This window comes from Nakamurella sp. GG22 (genome assembly GCF_052976845.2).
Map to the genome: position 1 here is coordinate 98,283 of NZ_JBRIIO020000015.1, position 10,685 is coordinate 108,967.

The following is a 10,685-nucleotide window of genomic DNA, read 5'->3' on the forward strand; positions in this document are numbered from 1 at the left end:
AAAGGACGAACGGAGACCCGATGACAACGATGCTGCGCGCCGACGGGATCGGCGACTGGCTGTCGGACACGTCCGACGACGTCCTCAAGCGCATCGCGGCCGGCGCCGTCGAGGCGAACCAGTGGATGATGCTCAAGGCCATTGACCAGATCAACTCGGGCCTGCGGATCAACCTGGGTGCGACATGGCTGCAGGACGTCCTGGTCATGATGCGGTATCTGGTGCTGCCGGTCGTCGGGCTGCTGTTCGTGTTCCAGGTCGTGACGGCGATGCTGGCCCGATCACCGTCGCAGATGTGGCGGGCCGTCTGGGGCAGCGCGCTGGGATTGGTCCTCGGCTCGGGCTGCGCGGTGCTGACCGCCGGCCTGCTGCTGATCGTCGACCAGTTCTCCAACTACCTGCTCGGCGGTGCCCAGGAAGCCGCACAGGACGGCATCAAGAAGGCGTTCGCCATGCAGGGCGCGATCGAGGGCTCCGGATGGCTGGTGGTCACCGTGATTGCGGCTCTGGGGATCCTGGCATGGGGAGCGATCATCATCGTTCTGTTCCTCCGCAAGGCGATGATCATCGGGACGCTGGTGTTCGCACCGTTCGCGATGGCCGGCCTCACGTCCGGGAAAACAACAGTCTGGGCGGTCAAATGGTTCGAGGTCGTCTTCGCTCTCGCACTCTCGAAGTTCGTGATCTGCGCAATCCTGACCCTCGCCTACAGCGCGGTCGCCTCCTCGATCACCGGTGACATCAGCGACGCCCTATTGGGTTCCGTGTGGGTGATCCTCGCCGCCCTGTCCCCGCTGGCGGTGCTGCGGTTCGTGCACTTCGCCTCAGAGCAGATCACGGCCGCCAACACGACAGGCGCGGCCGCCGCCCTCGGCACTGCGAGCCGCGGCATCACCGTGGGACGCCGGGGTGCCGCCCTTGCCGGCGGCGCCGCGGGTGCGGTCGGCGGCTGGATCGCCGGCCGGGCCGGCGCCGCGTCCAAGCAAGCACCGACTGGTCCGGCAGCGGCGGTCGGCGGGCGAACCGGTCCCGCGAGCTCCACGACGCCTGCAGGCGGGAAGGCGCCTGGCCCAGCGGACGGAAGGTCCACCACCGCCGGCGCGGCGGCCGGGGATGCCGTTCCGGCTGTCGAATCGGCGCCGAGCCCCGACAGCGGCTCAGTGACACCCGCAGCGGCCATCGGTACCCCGGCGTCGGGTGAATCGCCCGACGCGGCTCAGTGGCCGCGGATGAACGAACTCTTCAGCCAGGAGGCGCAGGAGTCGCGGCACCCCACCGTCCATCCCGCAGCCGCCGCCACCGCGCTGTCGATTCCCCGATCCCAGGCGGACCGCATGTTCCTGTACGCCGAGACGCAGGGACGTCTCGGGCCTCAGCAGGTGGACGGGTCCCGGCGAATTCTGATCAATGACCGACTGCCCGCACCGACCTCCGGAGGTACCCGCGTATGACGAGCACCGAACGGGCGACCGTTCCACGCACCGCCCGGCTGGCCCGGCGGTCACGTCGCGGTCTCATCATGAACCTGTCGGCACCGCAGGCCATCATGGTTTTCGCCGTCATCGTTATGGTCGCCTCGTGTGTCCCGCTGTTCGGCCTCGGCGCGGCGTTCTGGGTGGCGCTGCTCGTCGGCGGTCCGCTGACCGCGGTGGCCCTGGTCCGATACGACGGTTTCCCACTGATCGAGTGGGTGCCAATCCTCTGGCACTTCTGGCGGCGACAGCGCACCCGGCAGAACGGGTTTCGGGTAACGGCGGCCCGCCGGCCCAGTGGCCGGCTGGCCCTTCCCGGTGAGGAGGCTCGGCTCGTCACGCTGACCGCGGCCGATGGATCGGTCGCAGTGCACGATCCCTGGACCGCCGGGTATACCGCTGTGCTGCGCGTACGGGCGCCCGCCTTCCTCCTGCTGGATCCCGAGACCCAAGATGCGCAGGTCGGGGGGTGGGGGCGTGTGCTGGCCGGCATCTGCCAGTCCAACCTGATCAGCCGCGTCCAGGTGCTCGAACAGTGTGTCCCGGACTCCGGTGATGGCCTGCGTGACTATTACGCGATGCACGCCGGCGGGCAGGATCTCTCGACCTGGGCCAGCGAAAACTACCGGGACCTGACGGATGTCGCCGGCCCCGCGTCGTCGCGTAGCGAGGTCTTGATTGCCCTGACTCTGGACGTCAAGCGGTGCCGCTCGCTGGTCCGCAAGTCCGGTGGCGGACACGTCGGTGCGCTCAAGGTGCTCACCGGGCAACGCAGAGTCGTCGAGGCCGCCCTGGCTGCCTCGAGCCTTGCCGTCGAAGGATGGCTGTCCGCGGAGGAACTGGCCTACGATCTGCGCTGCGCGTACGATCCCGCCATCCGGCCGATCCTTGACTACCGGCCCACCGCCGGCCGGGACCTGGCCAGCGCCGGTCCCATCGCCGTCCAGGAGCATTGGGACTACCTACGAACCGACACCGCGTTCCACTGCGTGCTCTGGCTGATCGAGTGGCCCCGCAGCCTGGTTTACCCGACCTTCCTCGCCCCGCTGGTGCTGACCCCGGGCATCGACCGCAGGTTGAGCCTGCTGTACGAACCCGTGCCCACGGCCAAGGCCATGAAGCAGGTCCAGCACGACAAGACCGAACTGATCTCGAACGCTCATGACCGGCACCGCATGGGTCAGGTGGAGAACCTCGCTGACGCCGACGAGCTGGCCGACACTCTGCAGCGCGAGGCGGAGATCAACGCTGGCCACGGTGACATCGGTTACGCCGGAATCCTTGTCGTGAGCGGTCCGACTGTGGACGATCTGACCCTGGCGGTGGGTGCCGTGCGGCAGGCGGCGATTCAAGCCGGCTGCGAAGCCCGTGTGCTCGCCGGTCAACAGATGCAGGCGTTCGCGGCCGGCGCGTTGCCGCTCACCCGGGGGTTCTGAGATGGCCGAGAACTCGAACCGGACTGCTTACAGCGGCGGCTATCTCGCAGACGGCACCGGCCGACGCGACCTACGCGCCAACCGAAGGAAGTGGCGGGAGGCGGCCGACCAGCTTGTCGCCGCAGACGTCGCCGCCGCGGCCGCCGCACGTGAGGCAGAGATCAAAGCCCGCAAGGCCGAATACCGTTCCCGTACGCCGAAATCGGGGGAGAGGCGGCCGTGGGCAGGCCGGAACGGCCGCGGGCTGAAGCTGCGTCAGCACCGCGCTACCACCGCCAACCTCTCCCACGTCTACCCGTTTCTGGCAGACGGCGGCCTGGGCGCATCCGGCATCTACATCGGCCGCGACTCGTACTCCGGCGCATCCTTTTGCTACTGCGGATTTGACCTCTACAACCGTCGGCCCCGGCTGGTGTCGAACACCAACATCATGATGGTCGGCGGGATCGGCTGGGGGAAGACGAATACGGCGATGGCTCTCGCGGTCCGGAACTTGCCGTTCGGCCGGCGGGTCATCGTCCCTGGCGATCCGAAGGACGACTGGCTGCGGTTGGCTCTGGCGCTCGGCGGGCAGGGGATCCGGCTGGGCCGCGGCCTCTCGGCTCGACTCAACCCGCTCGACGGCGGCGTCAAGCCGCCAGCCAAGGACCAGCAGTTGTGGGACACCGAGGTCTGGTCCCGCCGGCAGAAGCTGCTTCTCGCCCTGGTGGCTACCGCGTCGCCGGCCATCGCGCCGCTGAACCCGCTCGCCGTCGCCGCGCTCGACGTCGCTCTCGCTGCCGCGGTCACCGCGGTCGGCACCCCGACCCTTCCGCACGTTGCGCATCATTTGGCGAACCCCGACCAGAAAGGGGCGCGTGCGGCCGGCTACGACGTCGAACTCCTGCGCCACAACGGCCAACCCGTGTACGCGGTGCTCTCGTCGCTGATCAACGGACACCTCGGCGGCCTGTTCGACGGCCCATCCACCATCCGCTTCGACCCGCAGGCACCGATGATCGCCCTCGGCTCCGCCGCCTTGGGCGAGGACGACCTCCTGCAGTCGCTGGTCATGCTGTGTGCGTCGGCGTGGGTCGGCTCCACCATGGCGGATCCCAGCTACGGGCAGCGGATCTTCGTCTACGACGAGGCCTGGCGCATCATCAGCGGCGAAGCCCAACTCGACCGCATGAACGCAGACCTGCGACTGTCCCGTTTCTACGGCATTGCCAACATCCTGGCCATGCATGCATTATCGGACCCGGACAAGATCGGCAACGCCGACTCGGCCGCCGTCAAGAAGGCCCAGGGTCTGCTCTCGCTGTGCGACACCCGGGTGGTCTTCCGTCAGGCACCTGGCGAACTCGACCGTGCCTCCAGAGATCTCGCCCTGACCGAGGCCGAACGAGAAGTCATCGCCGGCGCAGGCGTCGGCGAGGCCCTGTGGAAACTGCCGACCAAGTCGTTCCGGGTCCAGACGGTTCTGTCCCCACGCGAGAGGGCCATGTTCGACACCGACCAGCGGATGGTCACCCCGAACAGGAAGACGAGATGACAGGCAGGAAGCATCGGCTGAGCCGGCCGCTCACCATTCGCCGGCCCACGACGACGGTTCGCGACGACATTGCTCCCGACCGGACGCGCATCTCCTCTGCCGCAAGGATTATGGTCGGGGCCCAGGTCCGCGACGAGGCGACTGTGGGCCGGGAGGCTGTGGCCCTCGGCGCTGTGACCGTAGGCGACCATGCGGTTCTGACCGAGCATGCCATGCTCGGCGGCACGGCGATCGTCCGTGGCCGCGCCGTCCTGTCCGGCTGGTGCGCCGTCATCGAACAGGCCACCGTCGATGGGGACGCCTGGGTGTTCGGCCGGGCTGTCATCCGCGGCCAGGCTTCGATCGTCGGCCGTGCCCAGGTATTCGGCGATGCGACCGTTTCGGGGGGCGCCGTCATCGACGGCAATGCCTGGATCCACGGCAGCGCGCAGGTGACCGACGAGGCCTGGGTGAGTGGACGAGCACAGGTCGGCGGCCACGCCATCGTCTGTGGTTCGGCGGCGATCACCGGATCGCTACGCATCGGGGGGCCGACCGTGATCGGCGACGGCGCCGAGATCACCTGCGCCGCCGACTATGAGACACACAAACTCAGCTGGGGTGAGACCGTCACGCTCTACCGCTGCGACGACGGTCGCGTCGGCATCGGTCGCAACGACAAGATGCACGGCCCCGTCACTCTCGGACGAACCCATCTGCCGGACACCCGGCTCAGCGCCCGTGTGAGCGAGCTGATGGAACTCTGGAGCACTGGCCCCGCATCGTTGGCCGACGACTGATCACAGCATCATCCGCGCGGTGATCCGGCCGAGAACGATGAACGCGGCTATGCCCAGAATGATTGCGCCCAGAACCAGCAGAACGTAGATGACGACAGCGAGAAGGACTGCGCCGACGACGACCATTCCCATGTTGAGCAGGCACCGTGCGGTTGACGGTTCATCCCAGGTATCAGGCTCGAGGCCATTCATCTCGCGCTTCCTCGGTCAAGACGTCGCGGACAAGCTCGATGTGCTCGGCAATCTCGTGCTGCCTGTTGCGGTCGAACCCATTGACAGTGATGCTGCCGACGGCCGTGCGGCCGCTCGGGCAGCGGACCTCCCACCCAACCGCACGGCCCGGCTCCACCCAGTCGACCAGCCCCTTCTCCACTGACTGCAGCGTCGACTCCAGGTCCGGCCGGAGCGAGGTCTCCGCCTCGGTGCCGAGGACTCTGACGGTGATGGCGTACATGCAAGTCACTGTTGGCTCCATCTCGACGAGCCGCCAACGGGTGGCGTCAGATTGGGGATTTAATTCGGACAAGTGCGCAAAGGAACGGGGTCACAGACTCGGCGTTGGGCCTTGGATCCCGGGCCAGGCCGGCACGTCGCTATCGGCCTTCGACGATGGCCTACGGGTTGGCTGGTACCTGCGGATCGGTAACACCATCGGCGCGAGAGCCGAGATCTCCCGCCATTTGTGTTCGGTGCTGGCCCAGGCGGCCTGGTCATGGATGCGCCAAGTCAGGCCGCCAATCCGGATCAGTGCGATGTTGCGGGCCACATCGTGCACTTGGTCGACGGAGTCGGAGCCGTGGGCGCGAACCATCGTGACCGGACCCCGTGCCGTAGGTCCTGTTTCGACGGTTTCTGGCAGCTTGGACGCGATATACCAGGGGTCAATCCAGGCGGCAGCGTACATCCGTGCCGCAGTCTGGTCGTGGAGATAGATCAGCAGGTTGTCGCTGGACAGGGCGATGTGTCCACCCCAGTCGCGGCGGTTACCCGAGCCGTGCGTGTCCAGGCGCAGCTCCTGCTCGCCGGCGATGCTCACCATCGCCTGAATGTGTTGCCCTGCGCTGGGCGGCTTTTCGGCTGTGGTGTGGACGGCTCGACGGACTGCTTCGGCCATGGGGTTCCGACCCGAATGATGGCTCATCGGCTGATACCGGCTCCCCGGACAGGTACCTCGGGCGCTGATTCGGACGTCTGCTCCCACCCGTAGATGGATCCCAGTCGGTCGATGCTGATGATTCCGTCGGGTCCTGAAATGAGTTGAGAGTGCTGGTGGGTGCCTGCAGCGTGGGAGACCGCGGCCAGCACGAGGTGGACGTGCTTGCGGTCCATGCCGGCGAGGCAGCGGCCGAGGTTGACCTCAACGTTGCCGTCGTCGAGGGCGGCGGCGATCTGCAGGAACCGCTGTTCGCCACCGGAAAGCGCATTGATCTGCGCGGGGATTGAGTGAAAGTCGATCCAGTGACCGGACGCGGTCGGATGGACCCACGGGCAGCTGGGATTGGTGAAGCGGCCGTCGAAGCCGCGGATCAGCAATTCGGTGGCGGCTTCGAGCCCATTGATGCCCTTGGCCCAGGACCGCAGCCGGTCGTGGTGCTCCTGTACGGCGCCGCGGTCCATCACAGGCTCCGCCCGGTGGCGGACACGCTGGTCGGGGTGTCCGGGATCTCGATGAGCAACGGCATCGTCGGCGGATAGTAGGTCGTGGCGCCGGGTGTCTCTGCGTACTGAACGGCGACGACAGGGTGGGCGCCCTGGATGCGGTGGAGGGTCACGTGCTGCCGCGGTCCCTTGTCAGGGATGACGACGTCCCCCAGTTGCAGCTGCATGGCGGCGATGGTGCGGACTTCGTAGCCCATCATGCGGTCCTTTCAGGTCGTTGGAGTTGGCCGCTCAGTTGTGCCGCCGGTTCCTAGGAGCTGTTGCGGTCGTGGGTGTGTCGCGGCCGCGCTGGGCCTCCGGTTGGCGTTGGGGCAGCTGCGACTTGGACAGTGCGGGCCTCGTCGCGGCGGTCGTCGCGTGCGGAGTTGCTCATGCTTGCGTCCTGCCTGACTTGGTCTGCACGCATCGGATTGTCGGGGCCAGCCGTTCTTCCGGCGGGCCGATCACGGATGTGATCGGGGGTCGAGGCAAGGGGCCGAAGGCGCGACGAGGGGCGCGACTGGTCCGGCCGGGGTGAATGCGCGGAGGAGCGAAGCGGGGGAGTGGATTCACCCGGGCGGATCGGTGGTGAACGGCGTCGCCGCAGCCCTTGAGTCGGCCCCGTACGATCGACCGCTGGGTCGGCCCGCCGGAAGGGCGGGGAGCCCTTGAGCGACCCTGGCAGCCAGGCCGCTGTGCGGCCTGTCCATCAAAGGGGTTCGGAAATCACGCCTCTCGGACGGTTTGTCGTCGCCTGAGTGCGTGGCCGATTCGCTCCCTTCGAATTCGTCTCTCGGTCAACCTCGGCCCCGGCCGTGTTGTGGTGGATCGCGGTTCTGCCCAAGACCCACACCGCGGACGACGGACTCGCCTGCCGATTCGTCAAATCACCTGTCGCCACAGAGGGTTGTGGTGACTCCGAAGATGAAGACTCAGAAGCGTTCCGCAGATCTCGACTGGGCGGTGATCGGTGCTGTCCTGGTCGTGGGCGCCGGCGGTTTGTTGCTCTGGTTGGGCGGGCAGGCCGCTAGCTTGCTGACGGGCAACGGTTTTGCCTCTGGCCCGGTGACCGCCGGCGCCCTGGCCATGCTGGCCCACCGTGAGAACCCCGAAGCGGCCTGGGATTCGGTGATGCCGGCCGCGCCGGCGTACTGGTGGATCACCCTTGTTGCGATCGGGAGTGTCGTCTCGGTGACGGTCGTCGTGGTGGTCAAGGTGCGCGGACGAGCCCGGCGAAGAGGGTTGTTGGCCGAGTTGGGGAGTCGGCCGGGGATGGCGGCACCGCGGGAGATCAGAGCGGCCGTCGGTGCCGGGCGGTTGCGACGCGGCGCTTCTGAGCTGCGGCCCACTCTGACGGGCCGAGTCGTGCCTGGGGATCTGGGTTGGTGCTGGGGCACCGCACGCGGCGTCGCGGTGTGGACCAGCGTCCGCGACTCGGTCGTGCTGCTCGGCCCTTCCGGCGCCGGCAAGGGTGTGTACGTCGTCAACAACCGAATCTTGGACGCCCCGGGCGCCGTGGTCGCGACCTCCACCCGCCCCGACGTCCTGAGCGTGACGATCACCCAGCGTCGAGCGATTGGGCCCGTTGCCGTGATGGCGACCGACGGGTCGGTGGACGGCCTGCCGGAGGTCGTTCGCTGGTCTCCGATCCACGGCTGTCGGGACGGCCGGATCGCCGCCGCTCGCGCGCAGGTCCTCGCGGCCGGGTCGTCGTCCGGTGTAGAGGATGTGTCGTTCTGGCAGGGCTGGACCGAGAAGGTCATCAAGACCCTGCTGCATGCTGCGGCTTGGTCCAACACGGGCATCGACGACCTGTGGCGGTGGTCCCAATCCGCGGTGGCCGCCCGCTCCGCCCTGGCGGTCCTGTACGACCTGGAAGGCCGCGACACCGGGGGCGGGGGACGGATCGAACCGGGTTGGGCCGACACCCTGGCCCAAGTCGTCGACGGGGATGACAAGTTCCGCGGCAACGTCTGGGCCGGCGTCGGCAAGGCCCTCGCCGGGCTCGACCTGTACTCGGTGCGCCGCCGCTTCGATCCCCGCCCGAGGGAGAATTTCGACCCCCGCAGGTTCCTGGCCACCAACGGCACCCTTTACCTGCTCGCCGAGGCCGACGACCCTGCCTCCCGGCTTCTGCAGTGCCTGGTCGCGGACATCACCCGTACCGCGAAGGACCTGGCCGACCACTCTGCCCGCTCTCGGCTGGATCCGCCGCTGACCCTTGTGTTGGACGAGATCGCCAACTGGGCGCCCTTGCCGGCGCTACCCACCTATGTATCGGCGTACGGCGGCTCCGGGGTGGTGACAATCGCGGTGATCCAGTCCAGGGCGCAGATGGCCCGATCCTGGGGGAATGATGCGGCGAAGGCGATCTGGGACTCCGCGACTATCACCGGCATCCTCGGCGGCGTCACCGATGCCGAGAACCTCCGCGACTTCGCCGCCATCGCCGGCGACCGCGACGAGACATCCTGGCAGGCATCAACCGGCAAAGGCGAGGGACTTCTCGGCCTTGGATCGGGCCGGTCCTACTCGGAGCAGACGCGCACCCGGGCAGTGTTGACCACCGGGGAGATTCGCGGGCTGCCCGAGGGCACGATGCTGATGTTCTACAAGGGGGTCGACCCGATGCTGGTCCGGATGACCGCCTACTACCGGCGCAAGGATCGGAGGGCGCTGCTTGCTGGCCGTGAGAACGTCGAGTCCACCATCACGCGATCGTCAGCCGCCCCGTCGTGCGTCGTCGAAACCGCCGAGGAAGGTTGAGGTGCGCTCGCCTCGCCCAGGATCGGCATGGACGCCCAGTCGCTGGGCGCGGCGTGGCCGGTACGCGGACTACGTCAACAGCAAGGCCTGGGCCGAGCGCAGGCGGCGGTGGTTCCAGGAACATTGGGAACGCAACCACGAGCCAGCCATCTGCGTCGTCTGCGGAAGGCGGCCGGTCGACCTTCATCACACGGACTACGGCAACCTGGGCGACGAGGATTACGACCAGCTCCTACCGGTATGCAGGCGCCATCACGATCGGATCCATGAGGCGTGGGAGGCGACAGAGCATGTCCGTCGACTTGGTCGTCGGACTGCGACGCTGGCCATCATCGCTGAAATGCAGAAGCAACTGGGCCGCTGACTCGGGAACCTTTGAACCGTGATCCGCGAGCGTTCAGGTGTTCCATTTCGGAACACCTTGAGGTCTCAGCTGCGCGTCGTAGCTGACTGCAGTCATGGAGCGCCACCTGGTCGAACCTCCCGAGTGCCCTATCGATCCGCGTCCTTGGTCGCCTTTGTGGGCCTGACGACCTGGACCGGCTCAAGGAAGACCACCACACTTTCCAAGTCGGCCAATGCGTGTTCGCCTACGGCCGCCATGGCGTCTCACCAGGCAAAATATCAAGCGGTGAACGCCCGCGAGCATTGGCGAACACAGGCAACTGAGACTGGAACTGAGACTCGACGCCAAGCCGGGTCATTTGTCCGCCGTTGTAGCGGATTCGCCCTCGGGACGGCTGACCTTTTCGGTGTGACGAGGAGTCACCGTTGCCTCCGTACTGGTCAAGGACGGTCCGTTCAGCAAACTGCGGCAGTGACCACGCCGCTCGCGCCCTTCTCACGATGCGATCGCCGGACGCATGGCGGTTGTCGACGGCAACTGAATACTGACCACCGCGCGGCCTTGGGTTCGAGTATTTGTCGCAACGCTCCTGGTAGAAGGGTGCGTGGACACGGGTAGACCTGGGCGGAAGCGGCGACTGGTCCTTGAGGACGGCTACTGGGCGTTGATCGCAGATGGGGTCGGACCGGTGAGGCCTGTCGCCGCTTGGGTGTC

Annotated in this window: 10 protein-coding genes; 5 read left to right on the forward strand and 5 right to left on the reverse strand. The window is 67.4% G+C overall.

What is annotated here, in order from left to right; all coding sequences use genetic code 11:
• Positions 1-20 precede the first annotated feature (20 nt).
• From ACVBEQ_RS16170 to ACVBEQ_RS16185, 4 genes are read left to right on the forward strand one after another with little or no spacing between them, the layout of a single operon-like run.
• The gene (locus tag ACVBEQ_RS16170) at positions 21-1,451 is read left to right on the forward strand and encodes a hypothetical protein (protein ID WP_447154330.1); all 1,431 of its coding nucleotides are present in this window, start codon (positions 21-23) and stop codon (positions 1,449-1,451) included.
• Positions 1,448-2,908 (forward strand): PrgI family protein, encoded by a 1,461-nt coding sequence (locus ACVBEQ_RS16175; protein WP_447154331.1) that lies wholly within the window; start codon positions 1,448-1,450, stop codon positions 2,906-2,908. The genes ACVBEQ_RS16170 and ACVBEQ_RS16175 overlap by 4 nt, the downstream gene beginning before the upstream one ends.
• 1 nt (position 2,909) lies before the next feature.
• Positions 2,910-4,442, forward strand: coding sequence for an ATP-binding protein (locus ACVBEQ_RS16180; RefSeq protein ID WP_447154332.1), 1,533 nt, complete (start codon positions 2,910-2,912; stop codon positions 4,440-4,442).
• Positions 4,439-5,221 carry a hypothetical protein gene (locus ACVBEQ_RS16185; protein WP_447154333.1) on the forward strand — a complete coding sequence of 261 codons (783 nt, stop codon included), beginning with the start codon at positions 4,439-4,441 and terminating at the stop codon, positions 5,219-5,221. The genes ACVBEQ_RS16180 and ACVBEQ_RS16185 overlap by 4 nt, the downstream gene beginning before the upstream one ends.
• On the opposite strand, the gene ACVBEQ_RS16190 is transcribed toward ACVBEQ_RS16185, so the two are convergent.
• The 5 genes from ACVBEQ_RS16190 to ACVBEQ_RS16210 form a co-directional block, all read right to left on the reverse strand.
• Entirely contained in the window at positions 5,222-5,413 is a 192-nt protein-coding gene (locus ACVBEQ_RS16190) for a hypothetical protein (protein WP_447154334.1), read from the reverse strand.
• A complete protein-coding gene (locus tag ACVBEQ_RS16195) occupies positions 5,394-5,675 on the reverse strand; it encodes a hypothetical protein (RefSeq protein WP_447154335.1) in 282 nt (93 codons plus the stop codon). The genes ACVBEQ_RS16190 and ACVBEQ_RS16195 overlap by 20 nt, the downstream gene beginning before the upstream one ends.
• Positions 5,676-5,765: 90 nt before the next feature.
• Complete coding sequence (locus tag ACVBEQ_RS16200; RefSeq protein ID WP_447154336.1) at positions 5,766-6,260, reverse strand: hypothetical protein; 495 nt, start codon at positions 6,258-6,260, stop codon at positions 5,766-5,768.
• 98 nt (positions 6,261-6,358) lie between these two features.
• The gene (locus tag ACVBEQ_RS16205) at positions 6,359-6,838 is read right to left on the reverse strand and encodes a hypothetical protein (protein WP_447154337.1); all 480 of its coding nucleotides are present in this window, start codon (positions 6,836-6,838) and stop codon (positions 6,359-6,361) included.
• Positions 6,838-7,077, reverse strand: coding sequence for a hypothetical protein (locus ACVBEQ_RS16210; protein WP_447154338.1), 240 nt, complete (start codon positions 7,075-7,077; stop codon positions 6,838-6,840). Before ACVBEQ_RS16210 ends, ACVBEQ_RS16205 begins: the two co-directional genes overlap by 1 nt.
• Positions 7,078-7,783: 706 nt before the next feature.
• Between ACVBEQ_RS16210 and ACVBEQ_RS16215 the strand changes: the two genes are divergently transcribed.
• Positions 7,784-9,625: a type IV secretory system conjugative DNA transfer family protein gene (locus ACVBEQ_RS16215; RefSeq protein WP_447154339.1), complete on the forward strand. Its 1,842-nt coding sequence runs from the start codon at positions 7,784-7,786 to the stop codon at positions 9,623-9,625.
• The last annotated feature ends 1,060 nt before the right edge of the window (positions 9,626-10,685 follow it).

What these genes read in the sequence shown, in the direction of transcription:
- ACVBEQ_RS16170 (WP_447154330.1), top strand. Translation starts at nt 21, where the DNA reads ATGACAACGATGCTGCGCGCCGACGGGATCGGCGACTGGCTGTCGGAC.
- ACVBEQ_RS16175 (WP_447154331.1), top strand. Translation starts at nt 1,448, where the DNA reads ATGACGAGCACCGAACGGGCGACCGTTCCACGCACCGCCCGGCTGGCC.
- ACVBEQ_RS16180 (WP_447154332.1), top strand. Translation starts at nt 2,910, where the DNA reads ATGGCCGAGAACTCGAACCGGACTGCTTACAGCGGCGGCTATCTCGCA.
- ACVBEQ_RS16185 (WP_447154333.1), top strand. Translation starts at nt 4,439, where the DNA reads ATGACAGGCAGGAAGCATCGGCTGAGCCGGCCGCTCACCATTCGCCGG.
- ACVBEQ_RS16190 (WP_447154334.1), bottom strand. Translation starts at nt 5,413, where the DNA reads ATGAATGGCCTCGAGCCTGATACCTGGGATGAACCGTCAACCGCACGG.
- ACVBEQ_RS16195 (WP_447154335.1), bottom strand. Translation starts at nt 5,675, where the DNA reads ATGTACGCCATCACCGTCAGAGTCCTCGGCACCGAGGCGGAGACCTCG.
- ACVBEQ_RS16200 (WP_447154336.1), bottom strand. Translation starts at nt 6,260, where the DNA reads ATGGTGAGCATCGCCGGCGAGCAGGAGCTGCGCCTGGACACGCACGGC.
- ACVBEQ_RS16205 (WP_447154337.1), bottom strand. Translation starts at nt 6,838, where the DNA reads ATGGACCGCGGCGCCGTACAGGAGCACCACGACCGGCTGCGGTCCTGG.
- ACVBEQ_RS16210 (WP_447154338.1), bottom strand. Translation starts at nt 7,077, where the DNA reads ATGGGCTACGAAGTCCGCACCATCGCCGCCATGCAGCTGCAACTGGGG.
- ACVBEQ_RS16215 (WP_447154339.1), top strand. Translation starts at nt 7,784, where the DNA reads ATGAAGACTCAGAAGCGTTCCGCAGATCTCGACTGGGCGGTGATCGGT.